The organism is Mesorhizobium sp. M0626, assembly GCF_040320665.1.
Classification (GTDB): domain Bacteria; phylum Pseudomonadota; class Alphaproteobacteria; order Rhizobiales; family Rhizobiaceae; genus Mesorhizobium.
Genome location: NZ_JAMYQD010000016.1, coordinates 57,828 through 84,486 on the forward strand (window position 1 = coordinate 57,828; position 26,659 = coordinate 84,486).

The 26,659-nt window shown below is 61.9% G+C and carries 31 protein-coding genes and 1 tRNA gene; 18 read left to right on the top strand and 14 right to left on the bottom strand.

The features are described 5' to 3' along the window. Nucleotides 1-67 precede the first annotated feature (67 nt). Both NKI37_RS21015 and NKI37_RS21020 read right to left on the bottom strand, forming a co-directional pair. Nucleotides 68-1,066, bottom strand: coding sequence for a glycosyltransferase family 2 protein (locus NKI37_RS21015; RefSeq protein ID WP_352788001.1), 999 nt, complete (start codon nt 1,064-1,066; stop codon nt 68-70). 1 nt (nt 1,067) lies between these two features. Then, complete coding sequence (locus NKI37_RS21020; protein ID WP_245263759.1) at nt 1,068-1,613, bottom strand: dTDP-4-dehydrorhamnose 3,5-epimerase family protein; 546 nt, start codon at nt 1,611-1,613, stop codon at nt 1,068-1,070. Between the two features lie 301 nt (nt 1,614-1,914). Here NKI37_RS21020 and NKI37_RS21025 point away from each other — a divergent pair, with 301 nt between their 5' ends. Continuing rightward, nucleotides 1,915-2,376 (top strand): anthrone oxygenase family protein, encoded by a 462-nt coding sequence (locus NKI37_RS21025; protein ID WP_352787998.1) that lies wholly within the window; start codon nt 1,915-1,917, stop codon nt 2,374-2,376. 75 nt (nt 2,377-2,451) lie between these two features. Then, on the top strand, nt 2,452-3,009 hold the full coding sequence (locus tag NKI37_RS21030) for a hypothetical protein (protein WP_352787995.1): 558 nt from the start codon (nt 2,452-2,454) through the stop codon (nt 3,007-3,009). Nucleotides 3,010-3,067: 58 nt separating this feature from the next. Here the strand turns inward: NKI37_RS21030 and NKI37_RS21035 are convergent, their stop codons facing one another. Next, nucleotides 3,068-3,982: a LysR substrate-binding domain-containing protein gene (locus NKI37_RS21035; RefSeq protein WP_023669366.1), complete on the bottom strand. Its 915-nt coding sequence runs from the start codon at nt 3,980-3,982 to the stop codon at nt 3,068-3,070. A 209-nt stretch (nt 3,983-4,191) separates the two neighbouring features. On the opposite strand from NKI37_RS21035, the gene NKI37_RS21040 reads away from it, so the two are divergent. Next, complete coding sequence (locus NKI37_RS21040) at nt 4,192-5,232, top strand: helix-turn-helix domain-containing protein (RefSeq protein WP_352787992.1); 1,041 nt, start codon at nt 4,192-4,194, stop codon at nt 5,230-5,232. A gap of 100 nt (nt 5,233-5,332) precedes the next feature. On the opposite strand, the gene NKI37_RS21045 is transcribed toward NKI37_RS21040, so the two are convergent. Beyond that, nucleotides 5,333-5,845: an outer membrane protein assembly factor BamE gene (locus tag NKI37_RS21045; protein WP_023669368.1), complete on the bottom strand. Its 513-nt coding sequence runs from the start codon at nt 5,843-5,845 to the stop codon at nt 5,333-5,335. 115 nt (nt 5,846-5,960) lie between these two features. Between NKI37_RS21045 and NKI37_RS21050 the strand changes: the two genes are divergently transcribed. From NKI37_RS21050 to NKI37_RS21080, 7 genes are all read left to right on the top strand, one after another. Next, the gene (locus tag NKI37_RS21050; protein WP_023669369.1) at nt 5,961-6,503 is read left to right on the top strand and encodes a ubiquinol-cytochrome C chaperone family protein; all 543 of its coding nucleotides are present in this window, start codon (nt 5,961-5,963) and stop codon (nt 6,501-6,503) included. A 15-nt stretch (nt 6,504-6,518) separates the two neighbouring features. Further along, complete coding sequence (locus tag NKI37_RS21055) at nt 6,519-7,067, top strand: YceD family protein (protein WP_352650166.1); 549 nt, start codon at nt 6,519-6,521, stop codon at nt 7,065-7,067. A gap of 147 nt (nt 7,068-7,214) precedes the next feature. Beyond that, on the top strand, nt 7,215-8,285 hold the full coding sequence (gene plsX / locus NKI37_RS21060) for a phosphate acyltransferase PlsX (protein ID WP_023700539.1): 1,071 nt from the start codon (nt 7,215-7,217) through the stop codon (nt 8,283-8,285). 9 nt (nt 8,286-8,294) lie between these two features. Then, on the top strand, nt 8,295-9,266 hold the full coding sequence (locus tag NKI37_RS21065; RefSeq protein WP_352787989.1) for a beta-ketoacyl-ACP synthase III: 972 nt from the start codon (nt 8,295-8,297) through the stop codon (nt 9,264-9,266). 104 nt (nt 9,267-9,370) lie between these two features. Further along, nucleotides 9,371-9,694, top strand: a complete 324-nt coding sequence (locus NKI37_RS21070; RefSeq protein ID WP_006201891.1) for an integration host factor subunit alpha — start codon at nt 9,371-9,373, stop codon at nt 9,692-9,694. A 134-nt stretch (nt 9,695-9,828) separates the two neighbouring features. Continuing rightward, entirely contained in the window at nt 9,829-10,371 is a 543-nt protein-coding gene (locus NKI37_RS21075) for a MerR family transcriptional regulator (protein ID WP_023669374.1), read from the top strand. A gap of 85 nt (nt 10,372-10,456) precedes the next feature. Next, nucleotides 10,457-10,759: a hypothetical protein gene (locus NKI37_RS21080; RefSeq protein WP_023669375.1), complete on the top strand. Its 303-nt coding sequence runs from the start codon at nt 10,457-10,459 to the stop codon at nt 10,757-10,759. 73 nt (nt 10,760-10,832) lie between these two features. Here NKI37_RS21080 and NKI37_RS21085 read toward each other — a convergent pair whose 3' ends face one another. Next, nucleotides 10,833-11,102 carry a hypothetical protein gene (locus NKI37_RS21085; RefSeq protein ID WP_352787986.1) on the bottom strand — a complete coding sequence of 90 codons (270 nt, stop codon included), beginning with the start codon at nt 11,100-11,102 and terminating at the stop codon, nt 10,833-10,835. 418 nt (nt 11,103-11,520) lie between these two features. On the opposite strand from NKI37_RS21085, the gene NKI37_RS21090 reads away from it, so the two are divergent. Further along, a complete protein-coding gene (locus tag NKI37_RS21090; protein WP_352787984.1) occupies nt 11,521-11,724 on the top strand; it encodes a hypothetical protein in 204 nt (67 codons plus the stop codon). Between the two features lie 233 nt (nt 11,725-11,957). Here the strand turns inward: NKI37_RS21090 and NKI37_RS21095 are convergent, their stop codons facing one another. Continuing rightward, a complete protein-coding gene (locus NKI37_RS21095) occupies nt 11,958-12,158 on the bottom strand; it encodes a hypothetical protein (RefSeq protein WP_352787983.1) in 201 nt (66 codons plus the stop codon). 161 nt (nt 12,159-12,319) lie between these two features. Further along, nucleotides 12,320-12,934: a hypothetical protein gene (locus NKI37_RS21100; protein WP_023669379.1), complete on the bottom strand. Its 615-nt coding sequence runs from the start codon at nt 12,932-12,934 to the stop codon at nt 12,320-12,322. A 296-nt stretch (nt 12,935-13,230) separates the two neighbouring features. Here NKI37_RS21100 and NKI37_RS21105 point away from each other — a divergent pair, with 296 nt between their 5' ends. Further along, nucleotides 13,231-13,524: a helix-turn-helix domain-containing protein gene (locus NKI37_RS21105; protein ID WP_023682373.1), complete on the top strand. Its 294-nt coding sequence runs from the start codon at nt 13,231-13,233 to the stop codon at nt 13,522-13,524. Nucleotides 13,525-13,601: 77 nt separating this feature from the next. On the opposite strand, the gene NKI37_RS21110 is transcribed toward NKI37_RS21105, so the two are convergent. Continuing rightward, a complete protein-coding gene (locus NKI37_RS21110; RefSeq protein ID WP_352787981.1) occupies nt 13,602-14,054 on the bottom strand; it encodes a cupin domain-containing protein in 453 nt (150 codons plus the stop codon). A 244-nt stretch (nt 14,055-14,298) separates the two neighbouring features. On the opposite strand from NKI37_RS21110, the gene NKI37_RS21115 reads away from it, so the two are divergent. The 3 genes from NKI37_RS21115 to NKI37_RS21125 all read left to right on the top strand — a co-directional run bounded on the left by NKI37_RS21115 (nt 14,299) and on the right by NKI37_RS21125 (nt 16,213). Continuing rightward, nucleotides 14,299-14,757 (top strand): YbaK/EbsC family protein, encoded by a 459-nt coding sequence (locus NKI37_RS21115; protein WP_352787980.1) that lies wholly within the window; start codon nt 14,299-14,301, stop codon nt 14,755-14,757. 95 nt (nt 14,758-14,852) lie between these two features. Beyond that, entirely contained in the window at nt 14,853-15,641 is a 789-nt protein-coding gene (locus tag NKI37_RS21120) for a hypothetical protein (RefSeq protein ID WP_023669383.1), read from the top strand. 266 nt (nt 15,642-15,907) lie between these two features. Further along, entirely contained in the window at nt 15,908-16,213 is a 306-nt protein-coding gene (locus tag NKI37_RS21125; RefSeq protein WP_050587086.1) for a CatB-related O-acetyltransferase, read from the top strand. Nucleotides 16,214-16,294: 81 nt separating this feature from the next. Here the strand turns inward: NKI37_RS21125 and NKI37_RS21130 are convergent. Further along, nucleotides 16,295-16,371 (bottom strand) — tRNA-Pro (locus NKI37_RS21130). A 248-nt stretch (nt 16,372-16,619) separates the two neighbouring features. Between NKI37_RS21130 and NKI37_RS21135 the strand changes: the two genes are divergently transcribed. Next, complete coding sequence (locus NKI37_RS21135) at nt 16,620-17,582, top strand: glycosyltransferase family 8 protein (protein WP_352788053.1); 963 nt, start codon at nt 16,620-16,622, stop codon at nt 17,580-17,582. Between the two features lie 54 nt (nt 17,583-17,636). Continuing rightward, nucleotides 17,637-18,620, top strand: a complete 984-nt coding sequence (locus NKI37_RS21140) for a glycosyltransferase family 8 protein (RefSeq protein WP_352787976.1) — start codon at nt 17,637-17,639, stop codon at nt 18,618-18,620. A gap of 30 nt (nt 18,621-18,650) precedes the next feature. On the opposite strand, the gene NKI37_RS21145 is transcribed toward NKI37_RS21140, so the two are convergent. The 4 genes from NKI37_RS21145 to NKI37_RS21160 all read right to left on the bottom strand — a co-directional run bounded on the left by NKI37_RS21145 (nt 18,651) and on the right by NKI37_RS21160 (nt 23,238). Then, complete coding sequence (locus NKI37_RS21145; RefSeq protein WP_352787973.1) at nt 18,651-19,919, bottom strand: O-antigen ligase family protein; 1,269 nt, start codon at nt 19,917-19,919, stop codon at nt 18,651-18,653. Further along, complete coding sequence (locus NKI37_RS21150; protein ID WP_023689486.1) at nt 19,916-21,451, bottom strand: undecaprenyl-phosphate glucose phosphotransferase; 1,536 nt, start codon at nt 21,449-21,451, stop codon at nt 19,916-19,918. Before NKI37_RS21150 ends, NKI37_RS21145 begins: the two co-directional genes overlap by 4 nt. 85 nt (nt 21,452-21,536) lie before the next feature. Continuing rightward, nucleotides 21,537-22,667, bottom strand: coding sequence for a glycosyltransferase (locus NKI37_RS21155; RefSeq protein ID WP_023715409.1), 1,131 nt, complete (start codon nt 22,665-22,667; stop codon nt 21,537-21,539). A gap of 7 nt (nt 22,668-22,674) precedes the next feature. Then, entirely contained in the window at nt 22,675-23,238 is a 564-nt protein-coding gene (locus NKI37_RS21160; RefSeq protein WP_023682330.1) for a polysaccharide biosynthesis/export family protein, read from the bottom strand. A 264-nt stretch (nt 23,239-23,502) separates the two neighbouring features. Here NKI37_RS21160 and NKI37_RS21165 point away from each other — a divergent pair, with 264 nt between their 5' ends. Then, nucleotides 23,503-25,719, top strand: coding sequence for a GumC family protein (locus NKI37_RS21165; protein ID WP_023705049.1), 2,217 nt, complete (start codon nt 23,503-23,505; stop codon nt 25,717-25,719). A 98-nt stretch (nt 25,720-25,817) separates the two neighbouring features. Here NKI37_RS21165 and NKI37_RS21170 read toward each other — a convergent pair whose 3' ends face one another. Next, nucleotides 25,818-26,654, bottom strand: coding sequence for a GNAT family N-acetyltransferase (locus NKI37_RS21170; RefSeq protein ID WP_023705048.1), 837 nt, complete (start codon nt 26,652-26,654; stop codon nt 25,818-25,820). Nucleotides 26,655-26,659 lie beyond the last annotated feature (5 nt).

Below are 26,659 nucleotides of genomic sequence, written 5' to 3' on the forward strand. Positions count from 1 at the left end.
CTGCTTCAGGAACAAACCCGCGGGAGCGATCCCGCGGGTTTTTGTTTGAGATTTACGCTGGTGGCAGTCAACCCTCATCCGGCTCGGTCCCGGCATCGCCGCGCTTGCTGTAGCGATCCAGCAATTCGCTCACGCCAGGTTCGCGCTCAGGCATCGGCGCCAGGCCACGCAGGCGCCGCAGCTTGGCAAGGAAGGCGCCTCGCTTATACTTGCGGCGGAAGGCGCGGGCGCGGGGATGGATGCCAAGAGCCGCCATCAGCCTGCGCCTGAGATAACTCGATGCCGCCAGGCGAATGGGTTCGCCCGCGCAGCCAAGGATTTTCACGCGCAAGGCGTCTGGCGCCTGCATGGCATCCAGAAGATCCTTCTGTTCCTGCGCATTGTCGCCGAGATAGGAACCCTTGCGTATGCCGGAATGCAACTTGATCACCGTGAGGTGCGGCATCGTCGCGATCACCGCGCCCTTTCGCCATGCCCGAAACAGCCAGTCCTGCGAGCTTTCGCAAAAGCACTGGCTGGCGGGTCGCCAAGGTCCGAGCAGGCTGAACGAAGCGCGGCGAAACATGTGTGCCGAGCCAAATCCTTCCGTCGTGACGGGGTCGTAAAAACCATCCTTGCCGATCCCGAAGATCGAATTGACAGGATTGCCGGCCGCCGACGGCGGCTGGATGACGGCACCGCGCGCCAGCACCACGTCGGCGCCCGAGGCGTCGATCCAGCCGGTCATCGCCGCCAAATGGTCGGGAAACCACAGATCGTCGTGGTTGAGCAAGGCGACGAAGCGGCCACGCGCCCTGGCAAAGCCGATATTGTTGGGACCGGACTGTTCGCCGAAATTGACAGGAAGATCGATGTAGACGATGCGGGCATCGTCAAATTCAGCGACAACGGCCGCCGTATCCGGCCTGCAATCGTCGCCGATGACCAAGGCTTCCCAGCCTTGCAACGTCTGGCGCATGACGCTGGTCAATGCCTGCCGCAGTGCTGCCGGCCGGTTGTGCGTCGCGATCACGATCGAGACCAGCGGTTCGCCGCCGGCCTGATCGCGCTGCGCCGATGCTTCCACGCTACACCAGTCTGTAGGGAATGTGGTCGGTGTCTGGCGGCAAGCGCCAATGGTCGGGCTGATCGTAGGCATAGGCCTTGTCGACGAGGTTGAGCAGCACCGCCGTCTCCGCTCCGAGCGAAACAACACCGTGCCATATTCCGGGTGGAATGATGACGACCGCCGGGCGCAACGGGCCGATAATCTTGTGCCAGACGGCGCCGAAGGTCGGCGAGGCCTTGCGTCCGTCAAACAGCGAAATGCGGACGCTGCCGACGCAGCAGAATAGCCGGTCGGTGGTCACCGCATGGGCATGCCAGCCTGTCACCGCGCCGGGATACAAGGTGCGTTGGAAGACCTGGCCGACCGGTTCGGAATCGAGCTCCCACTCCTTGCGAAAAATCTCGGTCAGATAGCCGGTGGAGGTTGCGACCGGCCTTATCTCCTTGACCCTCACGCCATCGATCGCCACCGGCTCGATGGGCATCCAGTCAGGCGTGACCACCTGGCCGTCAGCCGTTCCGGTCGCCATCCAGCCTGTCGGTTTTGTCCGGGTTTTTTCCGGCACGGATGCTCCTCCCAATTCAGCGTGATGCGCCATTGGCCAGCACGGTCTGATACGAATTTGACCGGTCGCTGGCAAGTACGCGTCAATGTTTGCTGATAGCTTTCGACCTCACGGCACTTGATGTTTCCGACGCAATCGGAGGGCCGCATTGCCCAAAACATCGTTCCATCCTACCCAAGCCCGGACCGTCCGCCTGCTTTAATACCCCGGCCATTGGCCAGGACATTGCAATAGGCGCGGTGTCGGGCTCGCCTCTGCGGCGATTTTGGCCAGGGAAACGACATTCGGGCAGGGAAAAGACATGGACATTTTCTTGATGGCGGCTTCGCTTGCGCTGGCTGGAATTATTGCCGGCATCTACGTCTCGGGCGTAATCCACGATTTTCGCATCGATGATCTTACCGCCGGCCAGTACATGGCCATGCATCAGATGCGCGACCGGACGTTTACCCGGGTGATGCCGTTCGTCAGGCTGACGACGCTGGTGCTGATCGCGGCGATGGCGATGTTTGCGGTCGATGCCGGCCTGCCGCGCATCCTGACCATCGTCGCCGCGGCGCTGGTGGTGATCGACATTGGCTTCACCGTCAGCCGTCAGGTGCCGCTCAACGAACAGGTGCAGAGCTGGACGCCGGTGACCATCCCCGATGATTGGGCGCAGACGCGCGACAGCTGGGCGGCCAACCACAATTTGCGCCTTGTGCTTGGACTGGCCGAATACGCCTGCCTGTTTGCCGCGGTCATCCTGACGCTCAGCCGGTGATTCAGTTTTTGCGGAAGGCCGCGGCATGGGTCGGCACTTCTGCCGGCCGCCGCCGTTGAAAACAGGAGTATTGCCATGCTGCATCACGCTTCATTCAACGCCCGCGATCCGCAGGCCGTCGCCAGCGTCCTTGCCGAAATGCTTGTCGCCACCGCAGTTCGTGCGCCGTCGCCGCCATTTCCTGAGGGCGCATGGTTTGTCTGCCTCGGCGACGATTTCGGCTCGCTGATCGAAATCCTGCCGTGCGGCACGGTTCTGGACCAGCAAGCGCCGCTCGGCATCGGCTTCGACCCGAACATGCGCCTGCGCTCCGGCTCGCATGTGCTGCTCAGCACGCCCAATTCGACCGAAACCATCCAGGGCATTGCCGCCCGCATGGGCTGGCATAGCGAGCTGATCGATGCGCGCCTGTTCAAGGTGCTCAAGGTCTGGGTCGAGGACGAAACCCTCGTCGAATTCCTGACGCCCGAGATCGCACCGCTGTACCGCGCGAGATTCGGCTGGGGCGGCATGGCGACACTCGACGCCAAGCTGCGCGAGCTGGAGAGCCAGATGGCGGCAGCGCTTGCCGCCAAGGCCGCGAACCAGTCGGGCCGCAAGGATGAGCAACCGGCCGGTGCAATGAGTCCGTGAGCACCGGGGGGCGCCTTCTGCTGACCTCCCGAGGAGAGTTCCCAAACGGCCGCCGAGGTCAACCGGCGCCGGCGCTGTCGCCGGCTTCCGCCTTCAGCCAGTTGATGAACGATCTGGCAGGCTCCCAGGCGGAGATGGACGGGTGGACGACGACGTAGTGGTTCCAGTTCGTCGGTATGTCCGTTGTCAGGAGGCGCACGAGCCTGCCGGTGCGCAAATCGCTCTCGACCAGCGACTTCCTTGCGATGGCGACGCCCAGTCCGCTGGCCGCCGCTTCGACCGCCAGCAAGGTGCCGTTCAGATTCATGCCGTCGCCAACCGTATCCAGCGGCAGATTGTTTCTCTCGAACCAGTGGCGCCAATTGGCGCCGCTCTCGTCATTTTCGGCCGTCGTGTCGAGGATGCGAAACAGTCGCAGCACATCGTGCTGGTCTCTGACCGGGCCGTTGGCGGCGAGATAGTCGGGACTGACGACAGGAAAGATCGCATCAGCCATCAGCCATTCGGTCTCGACGGCCGGATAGTGTCCGCCGCCGAAGCGCAATGCGATGTCGACTGTTCGCTGCGAAAGGTCGACGACTGCAAGATCCGCATTGATGTCGATCTCTGTTTCGGGATGCTTTTTGCGAAACCTGTGCAGACGCGGGGCCAGCCAGCGCACGGCATGCGAAGGAATGGCGGTGACCCTCAGCCTCGTGCGCTCGTTGCGCGCGACACTCGCGATCGTGCTCTGGATTTCCAGCAGTGCGCGTCTCACGCCCGCGGACAATCTTTCGCCTTCAAGCGTTAGTTCGACGCGGCGGACATGGCGGGTGAACAGAAGCACGCCGAGATCGGCTTCGAGATCGGCGATGCGGTGGCTGAGCGCGCTTGGCGTAACATTCAGCTCATCGCCGGCGCGCTTGAAGCTGCCCAGCCGGGCAATGACCTCGAAAGCCCGAATGGATTCCAGTTGTGGAAGCCGTCTTGTCATCTGCCGTTACCCTATCTTGCCCCTGGGTTTCTTAGCATGAATGAACTAAGCTCATCCATAGCTTCGTAAATAGTCTTTTGTCCAAGTGCGCAAATCATTGTAGCCATCCACTGCCCCCCGATTGCCGCCGTCGGAATGAGAGGCCGTTCATGGAACGAGCCTCGACTACGAACGACAGTGAAATGAAGACAATCGCTTGGGAGTACCCCATGACTATTCGACCCCCCGAGTTTGCGCATGCGCGCTTTTCGACCTCCATGTGGCCGCGAGCGGAATGGCGAAACGTCTATTGCGACCTGTTGCGCCGGATGGTGACCGACATGGATTTTAACGTCACGGAGGAAAAGCTCTCCGTCGACGCGACCATCCTGCGGCTGCCGGGCGTCGGCATTGCCGATTCGAGGACCACCGCCTTCCGCACCATCCGTTCCCGCGCCATGGCCAAGGGGACCGATGATTACATTTTCTTCATGTGTCTGGAGGGCGCTGCCACCTTCTCGCATCTCGGCCGCGAGGCCAGCATCGAGGCCGGCCAGGCAATCCTTCTGTCCTCCTCTGATCCGCATGTGATCGAGCGGGCGATGTCGCATCATCTCTTCATCACCATCCCCAAGGCAGCGCTCGGGCCCATGGCTGCGAATGCGGATGCCGCCCTGATGACGCCGATGTCATGCGTGGGCGAAAAGTTCTTGCTGCTGACCAGCTATGTCCGTCTGCTGATGCAGGAGCCGAACCTGGCCGCGTCCGAATTGCGCTGGCTTGCCGCCAAGCACATACAGGACCTTGTCGCGGTCGTGGTCGGGGCAACGCAGGACGCCACCGAGGTCGCCGCAGGCCGCGGCATACGCGCCGCGCGGCTGCGCGCCATCAAAGCCGATATCGAAAGCAATCTGGCTTCCGGCGATGTCGGGTCGGACGCCCTGGCCGGGCGCCACCGCGTCAGCGCGCGCTATATCAGAAAGCTGTTCGAGGGTGAGGGTACCTCGCTGTCGCAGTTCGTGCTTGGCCGGCGGCTGGCGCTGGTTTGCAGCAAGCTATCCGACCTGCGCCTGGCACACCGCACCATCGGCGCCATCGCCTTCGACGCCGGCTTCGGCGATCTCTCGACCTTCAACCACGCCTTCCGCCGGCATTTCGGCATGACGCCTTCGGAAGCGCGGCAGAGTGCGGCTGTGCACCGCGCCTCGCTGGAGCCCGGCGGCCGAACAGGCCACGCGCGGCAAAGCGCGACGGGTGTTGCGGCCGCATGACCTCAAAACAAAAGCCCGCAGGATCGCTCCCGCGGGCTTTTGGCCGCCTGAGATGGTGTCGCTTCGGGGGAAGCAAAAATCTAAGGAAGGCGGTCGCTTCTTAGGCGCCGCCGCCAGGAATGGGGGGCGCCAGCTTGCTGGCGCCTTTGATGATCTGGCTGAGGAAGTTCTGGTCCTTGCCGCCGGTCGGCGTGGTGCGCGAGATGAAGTCGAAAATCTTGCCGTCCTTCAGACCGTAATTGGCAATCTGGGTGACGCGCCCGTCCTCGCCAAAATACACCGCGAGCACTTTCTGGTCGACCAGGCGCGGCTTGTCGAAAGCGACATAGCGCTTGCGCGTCTGCGAAATGTAATAGAACGCCTCATTGTCGAAGGTGGCTTTCGTCGATGGCGTGCCGAGCGCCAGAAGCACCTGTTCGCGGCTGGAGCCCACCGGCACCGAATCGACCGCCTGCTGGTCGATAACATAGCCCTGCGTCAGCGTCTCGCTAGGGTTAAGGTCGCCGAACATCTTGGACGAATTGCAGCCCGACAGCGCGGAAGCCACCAGCACCAGCGAAACCGCGGCGGTGGCCCCAGGCAGAAAAGTCGACTTGAATTTCAGCGCGCGCAACAACAACTCCATTAGCTGGCCGCAACTTGCGCTGGGCGGCAAAACCGGTAAACCAGCTTGCTTGCCGATGCAACAAGGCCCATTCAAACAATCGGTCCCCAGGAGACCACCCTCAATGTTCCAGCGCCTTTTTGGCCGCGAACGCAACGCCAACCGCGCTATCACCGAGGCGCTTTACGCACAAATCGTGGCGGCGGCGCGGCAGACCGTGTTTTATTCCCACTGGAATGTGCCGGATACGCCGCTCGGCCGTTTCGAGATGCTGTCGCTGCATATGTTCCTGTTTCAGCACCGGCTGCGCGGCGAAGAGGGCGTCGCGCATGAGGTCGCGCAGGTGCTGATCGACGAGTTCTTTCTCGATGTCGAGCATTCGCTGCGGGAACTGGGCGTTGGCGATGTCGGCGTGCCCAAGCGCATGAAGAGGCTGGCCAAAATGTTCTACGGCCGTACCGCCGCCTATGACGACGCGCTGGAACGCAGCGACCGCGACGCGCTTGCTGCCGCCCTGGCGCGCAATGTCAGACCCGATGCCGGCGCCTGGCCGCAAGCCTTGCCGCTGGCGTCCTATGTAATCGATGCCGCAAGGCAGCTTGAAGCACAGCCGTCCGAATCGATCGTTTCCGGTGCCGTGGCGTTTCCCGTCGCGAAAGCGGAGTGAGGAGGGGAGACCAAGATGAAACATGTGGACACGCCTAGCCCGGTCTCATTCGCGGCCAATGTCGGCCGCCTGCCCCACAAAGGTTTGCAGGTGGTGATCGACGCCGACGCCGCGCAGCGCGCAATGCTTGCGCGCGAGCACGAGCTGCTTTCTGTCGAAAACTACCGTGCTGAGCTTTTGGTGGCGCCGTGGAAGCGCAATGGCGTCAAGGTCAGCGGCCGCGTCGAGGCTGATATCACCCAGGCCTGCATCGTCACCCTTGAGCCGGTCGCGGCCCATATCGACGAAGAGGTCGAGGCGCTGTTCCTGCCGGAGCAATCCAAGCTCGGACGGCAAGGTTTCGAAGGCGGCGGCGAGATCCTGCTCGACGCCGACGGGCCAGACGGCCCGGAAACATTCTCCGGCGACACGATCGACGTCGGCGCGCTCGCCGAACAGTTCTTCGGGCTGGCGATCGATCCTTATCCGCGCAAGGCAGGCGCCTCGCTCGATGCCGCCGGCCCGAACGAGCCCGTCGAGAATGAATTCCAGCAAAAGCTGCGATCCTTGCTTGGAAAATCCTAAAACACGAAGCGATCGGAGAAAAGCCGGTTGTGCGGCAGCCCAAAACCGCTATTTTCGCCGAACCTTCGCGAGCCCCCGAATTTCGCGAGTTTAGTATTTCTTTCGCGGGCCATGTGCCCTGGCCCAAGCTAGTGAGATAAAGACCGCGTGATCAGGATTTCCATCGATGCCATGGGTGGCGATCACGGGCCAAACGTGGTCATCCCGGCACTCATGACGGTCGCCGTCAGGCGTCCCGACATCCGCTTCGTCATATATGGGCGCGAGGAATTGGTGCGCCCCGAACTCGCCAAATTCCCCAAACTGGCCGAGGTCAGCGAGTTCCACCATTGCGAAGTCGCGGTCAGGATGGACGACAAGCCGAGCCAGGCGCTGCGCCACGGCCGCTGGAAGTCGTCGATGTGGAAGGCTGTCGAAGCAGTCAAGAGTGGCAGCGCGCAGGCCTGCATTTCGGCCGGCAATACCGGCGCGCTGATGGCGATGTCGAAATTCTGCCTGCGCACGATGGCGACCATCGACCGTCCGGCGATCGCGGCGATCTGGCCCACGATGCGCGGCGAGAGCGTGGTGCTGGATGTCGGCGCCACCATCGGCGCCGATGCGCACCAGCTGATCGACTTTGCCATTCTCGGCACCGGCATGGCGCGCTCGGTGTTCGGCATCGACCGGCCGAAAGTCGGCCTGCTCAATGTCGGCGTCGAGGAGATCAAGGGACAGGAAGAGGTCAAGGAAGCCGGGCGCATGCTGCGCGAGGCCAACATGGCCTCGATGAATTATCATGGCTTCGTCGAGGGTGACGACATCGGCAAGGGCACGGTCGACGTGGTCGTCACCGAAGGATTTGCCGGCAACATCGCGCTCAAGACGGCAGAAGGCACTGTGCGCCAGATCTCAGGCTATCTGCGCGCCGCGATGAACCGCACGCTGATGGCCAGGATCGGCTATGTCTTCGCCAAGGGCGCTTTTGACCGCCTGCGCGAAAAGCTCGATCCGGGCCGCTCCAATGGCGGCGTTTTCCTGGGTCTGAACGGCATCGTGGTAAAGAGCCATGGCGGCGCCGATTCGGACGGTTTCGCGGCAGCGATCGAGCTTGGCTACGATATGGTGCGCAACAATCTGATCGACCGCATCGAGGCCGATCTCGACCTGTTCCATGCGCGCAACCCGCATGCCCAGGCAAGCAGGAAATCCGACGCCACCGTCGACGAAAAGGAATAGGAAAGAGCTTTGATCAGATCAGTCGTGCGCGGCACCGGTGCTGCGCTGCCCCGCCGCATCATGAAGAATGCCGATTTCGAAGGCATGGTCGAGACCTCGGACGAGTGGATCGCCCAGCGCACCGGCATCCGCCAGCGCCATATCGCCGCCGATGACGAGACGACGGCATCCCTGGGCGAGGCGGCGGCGCGCGCAGCGCTCGACAATGCTGGTCTTGCGCCTGCCGACATCGACCTGATCGTGCTGGCGACCTCGACGCCCAACAACACCTTTCCGGCGACCGCCGTCGAGATCCAGAACCGGCTCGGCATGCATCACGGCTTTGCCTTCGACCTGCAGGCGGTGTGCTCGGGCTTCGTCTATGCGGTGACCACCGCCGACCTCTACATCAGAGGCGGCCTCGCCAAGCGCGTGCTGGTGATCGGCGCGGAGACCTTTTCCCGCATCCTCGACTGGAGCGACCGCTCGACCTGCGTCTTGTTCGGCGACGGCGCCGGCGCGCTGGTGCTGGAAGCGGATGAGGGCACCGGCGGCATTGCCGACCGTGGCGTGCTGGCGATGAGCCTGCGCTCCGACGGCGCCCACAAGGACAAGCTTTTCGTCGATGGCGGTCCCTCGACCACCGGCACGGTCGGCCATCTCAGGATGGAAGGTCGCGAAGTGTTCAAGCACGCCGTCGGCATGATCACCGACGTCATCGAGGCGACGTTTTCGCAGGCCGGCATAACCGCCGACGACCTCGACTGGTTCGTGCCGCATCAGGCCAATAAACGCATTATTGACGCTTCGGCCAAGAAGCTCGGGATTGCTGAGCAAAAGGTGGTGGTCACCGTCGATTTGCACGGTAACACCTCGGCTGCTTCCGTGCCGCTGGCGCTTTCGGTGGCCGTCGCCAACGGTCGCATCAAGAAGGGTGATCTCGTGCTCCTGGAAGCGATGGGCGGCGGCTTCACCTGGGGCGCGGTTCTCGTTCGCTGGTAAGTGCCGAACGGTCCGGTTTCGGTCCTTGACCTTGCCGGATCAATTACTTAGGCTCTGCCTTTACCTGTATCGATTTATGTTTTTTGAACTGATGGGACGGTCGCATGGGGGGAAAGACACTTACGCGCGCCGACCTTGCCGAAGCTGTTTACCGTAAGGTCGGCTTGTCACGCACTGAATCGGCAGAACTCGTCGAAGCGGTGCTGGACGAAATCTGTGAAGCCATCGTACGCGGCGAGACGGTGAAGCTGTCGTCCTTCGCCACCTTCCACGTCCGTTCCAAGAACGAACGCATCGGCCGCAATCCCAAGACCGGCGAGGAAGTGCCGATCCTGCCGCGCCGGGTGATGACCTTCAAGTCGTCGAACGTGCTGAAAAGCCGTATCCTGCGCTCGCACCAGAACAGCAAGGCCAAGGGCGGCAAATAGGTTCTGCCGCAGGCTTCGGTTGAAAACGCCGGGCCGTTTTGACGCCGGGCTTGAATATTGTTTCATAAACCGCTGAAATGATACCCGATTCGGCAGACTGGGCCGGATCGCCGTCCAGCGTGAGGATTTCGCCCATGGACAAGAGCCCCGACGCTTTCCGCACCATCAGCGAGGTCGCGGAGGATCTCGATCTGCCGCAGCACGTGCTGCGCTTCTGGGAAACCCGTTTCAACCAGATCAAGCCGATGAAGCGCGGCGGCGGCCGCCGCTACTACCGGCCACAGGATGTCGAACTGATCAAGGGCATCCGCCACATGCTCTACGACCAGGGTTACACGATCAAGGGCGTGCAGAAACTGCTGCGCGAGAACGGCAACCATTTCCTGGTCGCCATCGGCAATGGCGACATGGCTGCCGTCGAAGCGATCTCGCAGCGCAGGCAGGCCGATCAGGTGCCGCTGACGCCAGCCGCCCAGCCGCGCGGCATGGATGACGAGATGCTGGTCGGTCAGCCCAAGGTAAAACCCAGCCGCCGCTTTTTCGGCCTGGGCAAGACCGAGGAGGAAGGTCCGGTCCAGCCCGGCGCATCGAAACTGTCGCGCGACAACCGTGCCTTGCTGCAGGAGGCGCTGTTTGACCTCCTGGAGTGCAAGCGCCTGCTCGACCAGGTGCGCTAACCTTTCCGCTGCCCTCGGGCAAGCAGACCGGAACCGGTTCTGCGGCCATGCGTTTGGCCTTCTCTCAAAAGAAGGAAAAACAATCATGGTATCGCTTTCGACCCTCTCCGATCTCGATCTCGAAAAGCAGGTCGCGACCCTTTCCAAAGAGCTCGCCGCGTTGCGCAAAGTCGTGGCCAAACGCGGCGGTGCTTACTACGAGGACGGGCGCGATGCCGCTTCGGACTATTATGGGCAGCTTGCCGACCTTGTCAGCGATGCGCTGCCGGCGATCAGGAAGCAGGGCAGGGCGATCGAAAAGACGGCGCGCGATCGTCCGGCAACAGCCGCTGCTGTTGGGTTGGTCGTGGTCGGCCTTCTCGCCAGCCTGTTGCTCAGCCGGCGCTAAAACAATTCACGAAAACAAAAAGAAAATGGCGGCCGTCCCGCGGACGACCGCCATTTCCCTGATCTGCGGCCGATTACTTGGCGAGCTTGATCTTGGCCTGCGGCGAAACCTGCGCGGTCTGGCTGCACTTGCCATAGACAGTGCCATTCTTGTCCGTGGCGTCGGTATAGGTGCCTTTGCACTCGATCGAGAGCACCAGGCAATGACCGGAGCCCTTGCAAACCGCGCCGCCGTCGCCCGTGGGATGCGTGCCGTTGGCGAAAGCCGAGGTCGGAACGGAAGCCGAACCGAAGGCCGAGATGATGAGGGCCGCGGCGAGCGTGATGCGCTTGAAGTTGGTCATTTGAGCATTTCCTTCTCTGGATCGAGGATCGCCACCATGGCGTCCTTCTGTGTTGGGATCGCCTTCTCGGCGTCCATGCCGGTTAGTGCGGCCTCCAAAGCAAAGGTTCATGCGTGGTTCGAATTTTCTTCGCGTTTTTTCGCGACGTCGATTTTTAGCCTTCGCCAACGGACGACGCCTGGCGGGGCCGGGGCGGGCATCGATCATGCATTTCGCGTGAAGGGCGCTGACGTAGCAGCGCGGCATCCCATGCGAAGGTCACACGGTGGCGTGCCCAAATGGCCAGCCAAGACCTAGTCCGCCCCCGGCTCTTGTCAGGTGGCGGCAGCAGTCATTGCCGCCACTTGGCACCGCGCTTTCTGCCACTCCCGGCTGCGACTATAACGCCAGTCCAAAGGTACCGGCGGAGGAGACGGGCGTGGTCGCAAATTACTTCGACGAGTTCATCATGTTCTGCGCTGGGCTGTGGATGACAGGCGTTGGTTTTGGGCTGCTCCAAAGTCCTTTTCAGGCCCAGCAAGGTCAGCAGCCATGGTGGCTGCAGGTCGCGAAGCATTTCAAATGGATGGGACCGCTTTTGATTTTGATCGCAATAGTGCTCGCGTTCGCGGCGCCGTCCTAGCGGGTTCCGGCGGCATTGAGAGACCCGTGGTGTCCTGCAGCTGGCAACCGCTGTGTTGTCGGCCTTGCGCCTGATACGTTCGTTGGGGTGCGCTGTGGTTGCTCGCGTTCTGGCGCATCGGCGCCATCGAATCCTGCCTCAGCTTTTCCACGTGTCGCCTGGCAAAAACCAACGGGAAGGCGGCCTTGGCGAGGACTCCAGGGCCAGCCTTCCCGTTGGGCAAGTCGGCCGTGTCAGGCCTTCTTGGCCTCCACCTTCTTGTGGTGGTGGTGGTGGTGATGATGGTGATGGCGGTGATGCTTGTTGTGATGATGATGATGGTGGTGATGCTTCTTGTGCAGCGGTGCTGCGTCGGCGCTGCTGGCGCCGATGAGCGGCAGAGAGACAGCCAGGGCAAAAGCCAGCCCGAGAGCCGACAGGAGGGACTTCTTCATGACTTCGTTTCCTTTTCTGCGCGGGCTGAATTTGGCCGTCACCGAGCAAGATCGGTGCCGGTGAACCCCGCAGTCATGACTATCGCCTCCGAACTTTTCGACAGTTTTTCCGGACTGTAGAATTTTGTTTCTGGATTGTGTCTGGCGGCTTCGTCGGCAACTTACATCGGCGGAATGACGCCGTTGGTGCCGACAACGACCCGGCCCGCGGTCAGCTTGCCGTCACTGCCGCGCTCGGCGTTGACGAACACCACAGCGCCAGGCTTGAGGTCGGCGGGCGTCGCCGGCGCGAAGGTCACCACCGGCGTCGTCTGCGGGATCGCGATCTGCTTTTTCTGGCCATTGTCGTAGGTCAGCGTCACCGTGCGACCTGCAATCTCGGTGACATCGGCGACCGTGCCGTTGGTCATCCGGCTGTTGGGCTCGAGATCCCACGGGCGGTCGCCTTCGCCGGCGCCCTTCAGCGCGGCCGGGAAGATCACCACCTCAAGCGCGCCGCTGCCGCCATCGGCCTTCGAAACAGAGGCAATGCCGAGGAAATCGCCTTGCTTGATATCCCCGGCATCCGCCTTGGCGACGCCGGAAATCTTCCACCCTTCAGCCAGCGCGATGGCGTCGGTAGCGCCTTCGCGGGTCTTCACCGTCAGCGTCGCTCCGGCAAAGGCGGTCACCGTGCCGCGAATGCGCACGGCCTCGGCGGCTTGCGCCGCGACCATGCTCGCGCCAGCGAGGCCTGAAATCGTGGCGAGCACGATGGCTGATGTCTTGAATGTCATGGATCTGATCCTCTTGGGAAAAGCTGGCCCGATGCGGCTGCCAGCAACATCAGGCTAACGCGCGAGCGGCGCAAAACCGCTGAACACTTCGGCGTGCGGCCCTTCAAAAGAACTTGATTGGGAGATCGGGGCGGAGATCCTATATGTGCCCTGGCGCCTGCGGTTTTGACGCCGGTTCACGATGCTGTGACGGTCGGTTTGGGCCTTGGCAAATCGCCGTCAAGCGGGCATTGTCCCGGCTCTCAGGCAACACCCTATCATTTGATCCAAAACTCTTTAGCCCCATGGAGTTGCCAATGCCCCAAACTGCAAAACACGAACCCTTCTCCAGGCTGGCGGCCGATGTTGCGGCCGATGTAGCGCTTGAGCACCCTGGCCTCAAAGCCATCCGGGAGACAAAGGGATACAGTATTGAAGAGCTTTCCCTGACCTGCGGTCTGTCGACCAGCGAGATTGCCGATATAGAGAGCGGCAAGGACACCGATCCGACTAAACTTCGCCGGATCGCCGCAGCATTGCAATTGCCGGAAACGGCCCTGATCGATGCCCCGGCGCCCACGGCGCCTGTGGAAAACCGGTCCGTTTCATAAACAACGGCCAAGCGTCGTTCAACAAGCCCGCCATGGTTTGCCCTGGCGGGCTTGTTGCATTCGCCCAACGGCGAATGTCACTTCTTGCTCGGATCGTCCGCCGGGTTGACGTAGGTGATCGCGAACGGCCCCTCGCCATGAACCTGGACGATCGTAGCGCTTGTCGTCCAGGCGTAATGGTTCATTCCCTGTGGGGCTACGCCGAAGCCGCCGGCGGTCAGTTCGATGCCCTTGGTCTCGTCGAGCTTGTCGCCCATGCCGATATGAAAATTGCCGGAAATCACCGTCACATATTCCGAGGTGGGATGGTTGTGCGCGGCAATCCTGTAGCCGGCCGGCAGCTTCAACCGCAGCACGTAGATGCCATCCTTCGAGGGGTCCCCGGCGATGATAGCCATGTCCGCGCCGGCGGGCAGCACAGCAGGAGCAGGGCCCCATTTGATGGCGTCCGCGTTTATCGGCATGTCGTCGGCAAGCAGCGGCGCCGTCCCGATAAGCAGCAGCGCCAGAGCCGAGGCGAGCTTGAGCATGATGATCTCTCCGGTTGGTCGTGGGAGCACAGCATCAGCGCCGGCCCTGATCCATTGCGACCTACCAATGCAGCAGCCCGAACACATCTCCCGCACGGGGGATGCGCCTTGCGTTGCCGACATGCGGCGCGACCCGCCCGGCCTGGTACCGCTGCAGCCGTCGAGGGGCGTGGAGGTTGCCGCCGACCGAGCGTGAAGCTATCCAGTGTGAACGCTAACCGTTTTCGAATGGGACAATGCCGAGATGAGCCTTGAATCCGTGCGCGCCTTCCTGGCTGCCCACGCGCCCGATGTCGAAGTGCTCGTCACCGAAGCGAGTTCCGCGACGGTGGCGCTGGCGGCTGAGGCGCATGGCGTGGAGCCGGCGCAGATCGCCAAGACCATCTGCCTGCGCGTCGGCGGTGAGACCATGCTGATCGTGGCCGGCGGCATGTCGAGGCTCGACAACCGCAAATTCAAGGACCGTTTCGGCGGCAAGCCGCGCATGCTTGACGCCGACGAGGTTGTCGCGATTACCAGCCATCCCGTCGGCGGCGTCTGCCCATTCGGCCTGCCGGCGCCGCTGCCGGTCTATTGCGACGTCTCGCTGCGCGCCTTCGATGAAGTCGTGCCCGCCGCCGGCGCCACCAACGCCGCCGTGCGGCTGAGCCCGCAGCGCATGGCAGACATCGTCGGCGCCGAATGGGTCGATGTGTGCCAGTAGCGAATCGTCGGCTGATTTCAGCAGGAGATTTCTGGGAGCAAAACGACTGCGAGCGCAGCTAGTAGAAGATTGAACGACCCATTATACGTGGCGGAATGAACGACGTTTTTGGTTACATCGCCTATGGTGAGAACGAGCTTTACCATCGCGGCGCGCTGCTCAGCGCCCTCAAGCTTTTGCACCATTGCCCGACCGCCAGAATAACTGTCGCAACGGATAGGCCTGAACTCTTTCGCGGTTATCCCATTGAGACAATGCTTATAACGACCGAACAGAAAGAGCAGTGGTCTTTCGGTGGAAGCTATCATTTCGGCATCAAGGCCGGGACGATGCGTGAGCTTTTGCGGCGAGCTGATCGGCTGCTTTTCATGGACACCGACATGTACCCGGTGGGTGACCCGTCGAAGGGCTTCCACTCGATTTCTGCGATCCACTCCATCATGCGCCTGTGCGAAGGGAAGCACCGCATCTATCAACGTGCGCTGCCGGGCAAGAACATCAGCATCGGCGGCCAGGTTTTGACCGGCCAGGAGCCGATGTGGAACAGCGGCATCGTTGGAATTCACCGAGAAAGCCTCAGTGCTATGGTTGACGCTTTCGCCGCTATCAAGGTGGTTCATGAGGTGACCGACACATGGGCGCCGGAGCAGTTTTGCCTCGGGGTGGCCCTTTCTCAAAACGGCCGAACCATCAGCCCGCATCGCCTGCCGATCCGGCACTACAACACCCGAGGCAAAAAGCAGTTCGCTGAGCCGCGCGTACATGCGTTCTTTAATGCTTACGGCTCGGTGCCAGTCGGCCAGCAGGTTGCAAAGGCCGGTAGATATCGTCTGTGGCGGACGCCCTTGGATTTATGGCATCAGAAGCATAGGAAGTCACTGTGACGGGGTGGCTATGCATGAGGAATCCCTTTCGATCCAGGCTGCCCTCAAGCGTGATCCTCGGACGTCACACCTATGGGGTGAGCCGGAGGAAGGTGTTTGGAACGTCTGCCGCCACTCCGTTGACCATAGGGGCGTTTTGTTCGGTGGCCGGCAATGTCAGCTTTGAGTGTTCGGGGGGAAGTCACACGCCCTGGGCTGCAACCACATTCCCGATCCATAGCCGCTTGATGGAATCAGTTGATCCCACTGAGCACGGTGGCGAACCCGTGGGCATCACCATTGCCAATGATGTTTGGATCGGCCGCGATGCGCTGATCATGCCAGGCATTCACATCGCCGATGGCGCCATTGTCGCGGCCGGGGCCGTCGTCACCAGGGATGTGCCGCCATACGCCATCGTCGGCGGGGTCCCGGCCAAGCTCATCCGCTATCGCTTTTCAGATGATGTCATTGGGAAGTTGCTGGCGATCCGGTGGTGGGAATGGAGCGACGAGAAGATCAAGCAGGAGGCTGCTTTTCTTACCGGCCCGATCGAATTTTTCTTGGAGCGACATGCCGGTGCGACACCATAAGAACGCATCTTGCTGGTCGCTGCAGTGGGGCTGAGAAATTGCATGGCCACTTGGGGGAAGCAGCTAGTCGCCTGTGTTGTTTGGTCGGAGTGGCCGGATTCGAACCGACGACCCCTTGACCCCCAGTCAAGTGCGCTACCGGGCTGCGCTACACTCCGGACCGCGCAAAGCCTTATATTTTCGAGAGTTGTGGTGCAAGGGCTAAAACGGCGCATGTGAACGAGCCGAACGAATATCACCTCGCTTGGCGACAGCGTGCGGAATCGCGGCGGCTCTGCGGATAGCTGAGAAAGTGGGACGCACCCAAATATCCAGGCAAACGTTCAATAGTGAGCACCAACATCCAACTTGTCGATGAAACACCAAGGGGATATGGCTCGCGCTCGAGCGACGAGAAGGATTGGACGTGAACTCCTGCTTTTTTCTTGCGGCTGACGGGGGCTATTTTCCGTATGCATGCTTGACAGCGCGCAGAATATTGGACGTCTCGGCGACGACGCCAGGCTTCATTCTTTACGTTGGCGCAGGCGACGATGACATGCGGGTGGCGCGGCGCCTGCTCAAGGGTCAAGTCGAACTGGTCGACGTTTCGTCGTTCATGGAGAAGGTGAGGTCCGGATTTCGCGACAGCGGCATTGCCGCGTTCATTCGACTGTTTGCGGACCAGATACCTGAATTCGAAGCTTATGATCGTATCGCGTACACGGACTGCGACGTGTTGTTCAACCGAGACATTGGCGACCTGACAGGCCAGAAGCTTCAGGCCCCGCTGCTGGCGGCCCATGATGATTATATGTATTTCCTGCCGACCTATCGGCAGAAGCTCTCGATGCAGCCGGGAGCTCCGTACTTCAATTCGGGCGTGCTGCTGTTTGACATGATATCTGTGCGTGCCCAATCGCTTTTGGAGCATACCCGTCAAGTCGCCATCGAGAAAAAGCTGAACGACCAGAATGCGCTAAACATCGCCTTCGAGGGCAAGTGGCAGACGATGCATCCAAACTGGAACTTGATGTCTAACTACACGAAGGAGTATCGATTCTCACAGGCGTACGCCCGGCATTTTTCAGGCAGCAAGCCATGGGGAGGCCAAGTCGGCGTAGAGCTCGACGCCCTGGCGGTCTACCGCGACCTTGCGAAGGATACGCCTTGGCTTCAACGCTTTCGGCAACGCATTCCATTCGAGCGCGGCGTACTGAAGAGGCTGGGGCGCCGGATCGACGCCGCTCGGGGGCTTCTGCTCAACGATAAGAGAAAAAAACGGCGGGCTTACTATGACGGCCGCAAGACACATAAGATGTATGCGGAGCAAGCCGATTCCGGTGCCATGGCTGTAAGCTTCCCAGAAGTACTGGGAGGCTTCGCTTGAGCACTGCAAAGAGCCTACACAAACAGGCCAATGTCAGCGGGCGGGTATCGTAGCATGCAACAGAAATCGTGTTTCTTTTTTGCTGCCGACCAAAGATTCTTCCCCTTTGCCTGTCTGGCGGCGCGCCGCGTTCTGGATGTCTCGGCACCCATCGACGGGTTTATTCTGCACACTGGCATTATTCCGTTCGAAGACCGGTCCATCGGCGAGCGTTTGCTTGAAGGGAAGATTAGCATCATCGATGTAACGAAATTTATGGAGGCGACCAACTTCAACCGTGGGCCACATCCCACGCTTGCGACCTACATCAGGCTGTTCGCCGATCATTTGCCTGAATTCGAGCCGTACGACCGCATCGCCTATTCAGACGCCGATGTACTTTTCAATCGATCGATCGCCGATCTCTGCAAGACACCGCTCAATGCACCGTTGCTGGCCGCTCACGACGAGCAGACCTACTTCGACGCGAAGTACAGGCAACATCTGCCGATGAAGGCCGGTGCGCCGAAATTCAACGCAGGCGTTCTTCTTTTCAACATGCCGCTACTCAGGGCTGAGGGGCTCCTGGAGCGTACGCGACATCTGGCGTCCGAGCATATCTACGGCCTGGATCAAGGCGCGATGAACTTGGCCTTCGAGGGCCGGTGGCAGACGATGCACCCGTTCTGGAATGTGATGACCAACTACACCAGCCAGATCCCTTTCAACCGCTGCTACGCCCGCCACTTCGCCTGGGGCAAGCCCTGGGACCGTCCGCCGATCGGTGTCGAGGTCGACGCCATGGCGATCTATCGCGATCTGGCGAGAGGCACGCCCTGGGCCGGCCGTTTCAGCCGCAACTGGCCGATGAAGAGAGGCCTGTTGAAGAACCTCGGCCGCAAGTTCGATGCTGTCAGCGGGATCTTGTTGAACGACGAGAAGCGCAAGAGACGGGCGAGGTTCGATGCCGAAAAGGTCAGCGCCGTTTTTGCCGACCATGCGGATCGTCTGATGATGGCCGTGCAATACCCCGAACGGGTGGCCGGCATCGCGAGATAAAACGAAATCTGCTGCCGCAATGGGTGCGGGTCACCTGGACTCGGCGGTTTTTCTATTGGTTCGGATTGCCACCGCCCGCAACCCGCGCTGATGCCTGTATTCCAGCGCGATCGCGCCCCAGATCAGGCCGAGCAGCAGGTAGACATGGCGCCAGTGGTCGATGTCGATGAAGGTGCCGAGCCCGATATTGCCGATGAAAGCGACGTAGGCGCAGAGCAGATAGGGCTGCCATGGCCGGTCGCGCAAAAGGATGCGGAAGCCGGCCGCGATCGTCCACAGCGTCAGCGACAGGAACGAGACGAAGCCGAGCCAGCCATAATCCATCAGCGTCTTCAGCCAGATATCGTGCGTGTCTTCGCCGAAAATGGTGCCGAACACCAGCGGGCCGATGCCGAGCGGATGTTCGAGCGCCATCTCGAAGCCGATCGTGTAGCGGGCAAAGCGGCCAAGGCGCGCCGTGTCGTAGCTCTGTTCGAGCTGGGCGCGGCTGGAAAACATCTCGCCGACGCCGGGCAGCTGCAGGATGACGATCATGGCGACCACCAGCAGGGTGACGGCGGCAATGCTCATGATGATGACGCGCAGCCGGAACTTGCCGCTGTTGCTCTGCAGGAACAGGGCGCCGGTGAGCAGGATGGCCGAGACGGCGAACATGCCCCAGGCGCCGCGCGAGAAGGAGAAGAAAATGCCGGCGGTGATGATCAGCAGCGGCACCGCCAGAAGCGGCATGCGCGCGATCGAGCCGGTCAACAGGAGATAGAGCAGATAGATGCCGGGCAGCACCAGGAATGGTCCGAACACGTTCGGATCCTGGAAGGCGCCCTGGGCGCGGTCGTATCTGGTGAAGATTTCAGCGCCCGGGAAAGCGTGGAAATAGCCGGCAATGCCGAGCAGCGAGGTCACCACCGCGGAGACGACATAGGCGATGAAGATCAGCCGGTAGAGGCCGGGCTGCACCGCCGTCACCGACGAGAAGAACACCGCGGTGAACGCGAGAAACAGCGAGACGGCGAGATAGAGCGGTGTGTTGGCGAGAACGGCCATCTGCGTCATGGCAATCATGCCGCCGATGTTCATCGTGATCAGCAGCACGAGCAGCGGCACGGCCGCGCGCGATATGCGCAGGCCAAACAGCACCCACACCCCGATCAGCCCGAGCATGAAAAGATCGTAGGGCGCCGGTTCGTCGATGACGAAGCCCGACAGGAAGACGCCGAAAAACACCGCCCCCGACGATATCAGCGCGATCAGCTTGGCATTGACCGCAGCCTGCGGCAAATCATGGGAAATCGCGCTCAATAGGCGTTTTCCGTATTGAGCAGCCGCAGCGGCGTCATGAGCAGGATGCGCAGATCGAACAGCATCGACCAGTTCTCGATGTAATAGAGGTCATATTCCGTGCGCATGCGGATCTTCTCATTGGTGTCCATCTCGCCGCGCCAGCCATTGATCTGCGCCCAGCCGGTAACGCCGGGCTTGACCTTGTGGCGGGCGAAATAGCCGTCGACCACCTCATTGTAGAGAAGGTTGTGCGACTGCGCGGCAATCGCATGCGGGCGCGGGCCAACCAGTGACAGCGTGCCGAACAGCGAGTTGAAGAACTGCGGCAGCTCGTCGATCGAGCTCTTGCGGATGAAGCGGCCGACGCGGGTGACGCGCGGATCGTTCTTGGTCACCGTCTGCTTGGCGGTCGGGTCCGAGCGGTCGGTGTACATGGAGCGGAATTTGTAGACTTCGACGATCTCGTTGTTGAAGCCGTGCCGCTTCTGCTTGAATAGCACCGGCCCCTTGCTGTCGAGCTTGATGGCGATGGCAGTCGCCAGCATCACCGGTGAGAACAGGATGATGCCGATCAGCGAGAAGACGATGTCGAAGGCGCGCTTGGCGACCGAATCCCAGTCGTTGATCGGCCTGTCGAAGATATCGAGCATCGGCACCGAGCCGATGTAGGAATAGGCGCGCGGGCGAAACTGCAAAGCGTTCGAATGCGCCGAGAGCCGGATGTCGACCGGCAGCACCCACAGCTTCTTCAGCAGCTGCAGCACGCGCGTTTCGGCAGTCAGCGGCAGCGACACGATCAGCATGTCGATGCGCGCGATGCGAGCGAATTCCATCAGCTCCGAAATGGTGCCGAGCTTGGGATAGCCGGCCACGATCGGCGGCGAGCGCTTGTCGCCGCGGTCATCGAAGATGCCGCAGATGCGGATGTCGTTGTCTGGCTGCTTCTCGACCGAGCGGATCAGCATCTCGGCCGCCTTGCCGCCGCCGACGATGACGGCGCGGCGTTCCATGCGGCCGTTGCGCGCCCAGCGCCGGATCAGCTTCGACATCACCAGCCTGAGGCCGAACAGCAGAAGCAGGCCGACGACAAACCAGGTGCCGAACAGCAGACGCGAATAATCCTCCGACATTTTCATGATGAAGGCCGTCAGCGCCATCAGCGCGAAGGTGCCGGCCCAGACCATCAGTACGCGGCCGAGATTGGAGATCGGTCGCATCAAGGCGGAGATCTGGTAGCAATCGCTGACGTCGAGCAGCACCACGGCCACGAATGACGCCGCGGCAATGGTCAGCGGATATTGCCAGGCGAGATAGTTGAAGAAGCCGACAAAGTGGAAGTAGAGCGCGAGCCCCGACAGGAACAGCAAGCCGAATTCGACGATGCGCAATACGCCGCTGACCATGACCGGCGACATCGTATCGCGCCGGTATTGCGAGGCGACCTGGCGGGCAACACTGTTCATGCCGCCGGGCGTGGGGCTCTCGGCAGGACTGTCGAATTTGCGCACCGCATCGGCCGAAAAGCGGCGCGTGGGGTCGGTCTCGTTCATCGGGTTTCCCACAAGCTTCCGCGATGACGATAGCAGAAAGAGAGCTAAAAAAACCTTGAGACAACTTGTGGTTTTGGAGGGTCGTCTATCTGTTGAGCGCGGCGAAATAGGCCTTTTCGATTTCGGCGGCCATCACATCGGCGCCGAATCGCGCCCTGAGGCTGGCCGTATCGGGCATGGCGCGCCGGTAGGCGTCGAGATCGCGCAGCGCTTCACCCATCTTGTCGCCGAGTTGGCGCGGATCGGGACGGATCAGGGCAGGGGATCCCTCCCCGAAGATTTCGGGAATGCCGCCGACGGCCGTGGCGATCATCGGCCTGCCGGCCGCCAGCGTCTCCAGCACGATATAGGGCATGGCTTCCGCGCGGGAGGGGACGACGACCAGATCGGCCAGCGAAAATGCCTCCCTGGCCGGCATCGGCGGCAAGAAGCGGACCTGTTTTCCGAGGCCCAGCCGTTTCACCTGCGCATGGTAGCGCGGCAGGTCGTCGCCATCGCCGACCATGACCGCGGTCAAGCGGCGCTCAAGCTGGGACCCGGCCAGCACCAGCGCGTCGATGAAAATGTCAGGCCCTTTGAGGTCGCGCATCATGCCGATGTAGAGCAGGTCGGCCGCGTCGGGTTGTGCGACCACCGGTTCGAACTCGGCGGCGCGCAGGCCGTTATAGACCAGCGTGTTCGGGATAGGCGGTTCGCCGACCTTCCTGCGATAGGTGCGCCGCTCATAGTCGGAGACGAACAGCAGGCAGTCGGTGAAGCGCGCCATGAAGCGCTCGAGCGCGAAGAACAGCTTCCCGGTCGTCGTCGTTTCATCATAGTGGAGGGAGCCGCCATGCGGCGAATAGAGGCGGGCTACGCGAGACCTAGATACCCGCAACAATGAGCCGAACAGACGGGCATAGGCGCCACCTTTGGCGCCATGTCCGTGCAACACGTCCGGCTGCAGTTCCTTGATGATCCTGTAAGTGCGCCAGGCCGAGGCGAAGTCGCCCGGCCCGACATGGCGCTGCATCGGCGTGCGATGGATGCCGAGCGCCAGGCTGTCCTTCATCTGGTCGAACAGGCGTTCCTCGTATTCGCCGCCGGTGGTCGAATCGCAGACGATGCCGACAACATGTCCGGCGGCGAGCTGGGCCTCCGTCAGGTCGCGCACATGCCGGAAGATCCCGCCGACGGGTGAGCGAAAGCAGTGGACGATCCTGAGCTGGTCCGCCACGTTGATGTCAGAACAGGCGTTCGCGAACGTAGACCGTGTCGCCCGGCAGCAGCGGATCGGAGGTAACCACCCGGCCTGTCATCACCTTGCCGTTGATGTCGCGGGTGATGTCGACGCTTTCCTGGTTGGCGCGCGGCGAGAAACCGCCGGCAATCGCGATGGCCTTCTGCACGGTGAGGCCCGGCACGTAGGAATACTGGCCGGCGGCGCCCACTTCGCCCATGACGAAGATCGGCCGGTAGCGATCGATCTCGACCGACACGTCGGGGTCGCGCAGATAGCCTTGGCGCAGTTTGTCGGCGAGCGCTTTTTCCAGCTGCTGGGCCGTGTGGCCGCGCGCCGGCACCGCGCCGACCAGCGGGAAGGACATGTAGCCGGACTGATCGACACTGTAGGTGTTGGTCAGACCGTCCTGTTCGAACACGGTGACGCGGACACGGTCGCCGGCGCCGAGCCGATAGGGCTGGTCGAGTACCTCGTGGAAGGCCGCCGGCGTCGGCCGGTAGCTGGAGCAGCCGGCGAGGATCGACACGGCCAGCAGAGCGCGAAACAGACCAGCAGCGCTTTTCATGATCGGACACACACCTTCGTCGCTATGGCCGCCAGGACACGGCGGCAAACCTTAAGGATCTGGGTTCGTTATCATCCTGTTAGGGTTAATGGCCGGTAAAGGGACGCGGCCGATTTGGCGGCAATCGACAAAAAGCCGTATAGTTTTGCTGGCTTTGTTTACCGGATGTCAGCAAACCCTAACAGCTGCTTACCGCGATCTTAACGGCTGAGTTACCATAGTTGTTTACGCTACCATCTAGCCTCATGTCCGGAGCAGGAATGCATGTCCGACCAGTCCGCGGCCGCAGATGTCGATGTCGACCTGAGACAGCTCTTCGCCAGCCTGGCGCGGAACTGGCTGCGCATTCTTGTGATCACGCTTCTCGTCACTGGTCTCGCCTTCGCGTTCGCGTGGCTTGCCACGCCGCATTATAAGGCCACGACGCAGCTGAAAATCCAGTTGAGCGAATCGGCCTATACGCGGCCTGCCGGCACCAATGAAGACGACAAACCTGTGCTCGATGCGGAAGGTGTAGCAACCGAGGTTCAGGTCATTTCCTCGTCCGACATTCTCAAGCAGGTGGCTGCCGACCTTAAGCTGGGCGACAAGCCCGAGTTCAACGATGCGCTCGGCATGTCGCCGGTCACCCGGCTCCTGGTCATTGCCGGGCTGAAGAGCGATCCGGAAGAAATTCCGCTCGAAGAGCGCGTGCTGACGAAGATGCGCGACAAGCTCAATGTTTATGGCGTGGAAAAGACCCGCGTCATCGCCGTCGAATTTTCCTCTGAAGATCCCCAGCTTGCCGCCGACATTCCGAACGCCATTGCTAAGGCCTACCTGGCCTACCAGGCGGATGCCAAGACCAAGTCGAACGCCGCCGCGACCGCCTTCCTCGGGCCGGAGATCGAGGAGCTGCAGAAGCAGGTCAGGGATGCAGAGGCCAAGGTCGCGGCCTTCCGCTCCGCTCAGTCGGACCTGTTGATGGCTGGCAACAATTCGGTGCTGGCGACACAGCAATTGTCCGAATTATCGAGCGAGCTGTCGCGTGTGCGCGCCAGCCGCGCCTCGGCTGAGGCAACGGCCGAAAGGGTGCGCCAGGCTTTGCAGAATGGCGGTTCGCTGGACGCTGTACCCGAAGTGCTGTCTTCCGATCTGATCCAGCGGCTGCGTGAGCGTCAGATCGAGCTCAGAACCAACATCGCCGATCTTTCCACCACCTTGCTCGACAACCATCCCCGCCTGCGGGCGATGAGGTCGCAGCTTGCCGATCTCGACGGCCAGATCCGCAACGAAGCGCAAAAAATCATGCGCGGGTTGCTGACGCAGGCGCAGACCGCCCAGGCGCGCGAAAACCAGCTGATATCGGACGTCAACAAGCTGAAAGCGGCGTCGTCGCGGGCCGGCGAGGAGCAGGTCCAGCTGGATGCGCTGCAGCGCGAGGCGAACGTCCGGCGCCAGCAGCTTGAATCCTATATGGCGAGCTTCCGCGAAGTGTCCTCGCGCAAGAATTACCTGCCGGTCGATGCCAGCGTGTTTTCCGAGGCGCGCGTGCCGTCGGAACCCTATTTCCCCAAGCTCGTGCCGATCGTCGGCGCCGCCTTAGTCGGCTCGCTGCTGCTGATGTCGGTCATCACGCTGCTGCAGGAGCTGTTTTCCGGCCGCGCCATGCGTCCGGCCCCAGGGGCGCGCTTCGAGCGTATCGAGCAGGTTGCGATGCCGGCAATGTCGGCGCCGGTCGTCCACCCGGAACCGGCTCCTGAGGTCGTGGAAGTGGACGATCAGCCGACGACCGTGGAGTCTGAACTGGTGCCAGAGCCCGAGCCGGCTCCTTCAGTGCTGGAAGGAGCAGCGGCTGCCGGTTCCGAACCGCAAGCCGAACCTGAACCTGTCCGCTCCAGCCTTGGCGAGATCGATGTCGAGAAGGCGGCGGAGAAGCTGATCGCCAGCGGTGCTGCGCGCGCCATCTTCGTCTCGCCCGAAGGCGATGAGGCCGCGGCCTCGGCAGTGCTGGTAGCGCGCGAAGTCTCCGACGCCGGCCTGCGCGTGTTGCTGCTCGATCTGACCGCATCGGGCGCGGCGTCGCGGCCGATGCTGGACAGCGGACTTTTCCCCGGCATCACCAATCTGCTGGCTTCGGAAGCGCAGTTCAGCGACGTCATCCACGCCGACCTCTATTCGGACTGCCACGTCGTTCCCGTCGGCACCGCCGATCCGGTGCGCGCCATGCGCGCCGCCGACCGGCTGCCGATCATCATGCAGTCGCTGACCACCGCCTATGATCTGGTCATCGTCGAATGCGGACCGGCCGATGCGCAAGGCATCAGCCGACTGGTCGGCGACAGCACCGAGGTCTTCATGTCCATGCTGCAGGCGGACGATGAGGTGGCGCAGGCCGCCGTCGAGCTGATCGAAAGCGGCTATCCCGACCTCACTCTGGTGACGCCGATCGGCCACGAGACGCCGGGTAACCCCGTGCCGGGACGACGTAGCGCCGCCTGAGACATCAGACAATTCGACTTAGGCGGCGCTACTACGGATCGGCTCGTCCATCGCCCGCCGGCTCCCGAAAAACCAAGCCTGTCAGCCGGCGCCGGGATCTACCCCAACTCCAGGGTCGTCACGCCAAATATTCGGCGCGAGTCGACCTTCGGAGGCGGGCCCTTGTACATGCGCGTGGTGGTGAAGGTCGGCCTGAAACCAATCGCTGCAAGCGCCTTGGTGAAATCGAAATTTTCGGCAGGAACGTCGATATGCAGGTCGCCACCTTCGCATGCGGCAGCCAGACTGCCCATGAGCTGCATCGCCGTCTCGGTGTCGTCGGCAAACAGCGGGCCGATCTTGTAACCCGAACGGCAGGGACGAGCCACGGCGTAGCCTATGGTGCCGAGTGAACTGATCGCGGCGAACCCGCAATGCGGCGGCTGCGCCCAGCGGTGCAGGAAGGCTCGTCGAGGCGCGGGGAAACAGCGGGCGTCATAGACGATGATGTCGGGCACGAGTTGCGTGGTTATCATGCGCACCCCTTCGCTTCGGACGGGCGGGGTCGCGATACGGCCGCTGAAGCGGATGGTTTCGTACGCCGAGCTGAATCCCGTGCGGCGATAATTCGCCAGCTGCGCGGCGACCCCGTCGAGGCCGACCGTTCGGCCGGCCAGCCTGGCCATGCCCGCATTCCAGACTGCTTTGCCATGGCCTTTGCCGCGCATGTCTGGTCGGCAGATGTAGAGACCGATGAAACCGAAGTTGCCGCCATAGGCGACAGCCGAGATGGCGGCGGTCATCTCGTTGTCGACAAAAGCGCCGATGAACCCTTCAGGATCGGTTGGCCGGAACGCGGCGGCATCGTCAAGGCCAGGATTCCAGCCTTCAGCCGCCGCCCAGTCGATGAGAACGGTCAGTTCCGGCGGAGACAATGCGCGGACGGTAGGCTTCATAGCGT

Excerpts from the sequence above, each read along its gene's own strand:
- NKI37_RS21095 (WP_352787983.1), bottom strand. The coding sequence starts at position 12,158 with ATGAAGAAGTCCCTCCTGTCGGCTCTCGGGCTGGCTTTTGCCCTGGCT.
- NKI37_RS21040 (WP_352787992.1), top strand. The coding sequence starts at position 4,192 with ATGACTATTCGACCCCCCGAGTTTGCGCATGCGCGCTTTTCGACCTCC.
- NKI37_RS21100 (WP_023669379.1), bottom strand. The coding sequence starts at position 12,934 with ATGACATTCAAGACATCAGCCATCGTGCTCGCCACGATTTCAGGCCTC.
- NKI37_RS21140 (WP_352787976.1), top strand. The coding sequence starts at position 17,637 with ATGCAACAGAAATCGTGTTTCTTTTTTGCTGCCGACCAAAGATTCTTC.
- NKI37_RS21120 (WP_023669383.1), top strand. The coding sequence starts at position 14,853 with ATGAACGACGTTTTTGGTTACATCGCCTATGGTGAGAACGAGCTTTAC.
- NKI37_RS21070 (WP_006201891.1), top strand. The coding sequence starts at position 9,371 with ATGGGGGGAAAGACACTTACGCGCGCCGACCTTGCCGAAGCTGTTTAC.
- NKI37_RS21075 (WP_023669374.1), top strand. The coding sequence starts at position 9,829 with ATGGACAAGAGCCCCGACGCTTTCCGCACCATCAGCGAGGTCGCGGAG.
- NKI37_RS21110 (WP_352787981.1), bottom strand. The coding sequence starts at position 14,054 with ATGCTCAAGCTCGCCTCGGCTCTGGCGCTGCTGCTTATCGGGACGGCG.
- NKI37_RS21170 (WP_023705048.1), bottom strand. The coding sequence starts at position 26,654 with ATGAAGCCTACCGTCCGCGCATTGTCTCCGCCGGAACTGACCGTTCTC.
- NKI37_RS21085 (WP_352787986.1), bottom strand. The coding sequence starts at position 11,102 with ATGACCAACTTCAAGCGCATCACGCTCGCCGCGGCCCTCATCATCTCG.
- NKI37_RS21080 (WP_023669375.1), top strand. The coding sequence starts at position 10,457 with ATGGTATCGCTTTCGACCCTCTCCGATCTCGATCTCGAAAAGCAGGTC.
- NKI37_RS21115 (WP_352787980.1), top strand. The coding sequence starts at position 14,299 with ATGAGCCTTGAATCCGTGCGCGCCTTCCTGGCTGCCCACGCGCCCGAT.
- NKI37_RS21025 (WP_352787998.1), top strand. The coding sequence starts at position 1,915 with ATGGACATTTTCTTGATGGCGGCTTCGCTTGCGCTGGCTGGAATTATT.
- NKI37_RS21030 (WP_352787995.1), top strand. The coding sequence starts at position 2,452 with ATGCTGCATCACGCTTCATTCAACGCCCGCGATCCGCAGGCCGTCGCC.
- NKI37_RS21105 (WP_023682373.1), top strand. The coding sequence starts at position 13,231 with ATGCCCCAAACTGCAAAACACGAACCCTTCTCCAGGCTGGCGGCCGAT.
- NKI37_RS21165 (WP_023705049.1), top strand. The coding sequence starts at position 23,503 with ATGTCCGACCAGTCCGCGGCCGCAGATGTCGATGTCGACCTGAGACAG.
- NKI37_RS21160 (WP_023682330.1), bottom strand. The coding sequence starts at position 23,238 with ATGAAAAGCGCTGCTGGTCTGTTTCGCGCTCTGCTGGCCGTGTCGATC.
- NKI37_RS21050 (WP_023669369.1), top strand. The coding sequence starts at position 5,961 with ATGTTCCAGCGCCTTTTTGGCCGCGAACGCAACGCCAACCGCGCTATC.
- NKI37_RS21150 (WP_023689486.1), bottom strand. The coding sequence starts at position 21,451 with ATGAACGAGACCGACCCCACGCGCCGCTTTTCGGCCGATGCGGTGCGC.
- NKI37_RS21035 (WP_023669366.1), bottom strand. The coding sequence starts at position 3,982 with ATGACAAGACGGCTTCCACAACTGGAATCCATTCGGGCTTTCGAGGTC.
- NKI37_RS21055 (WP_352650166.1), top strand. The coding sequence starts at position 6,519 with ATGAAACATGTGGACACGCCTAGCCCGGTCTCATTCGCGGCCAATGTC.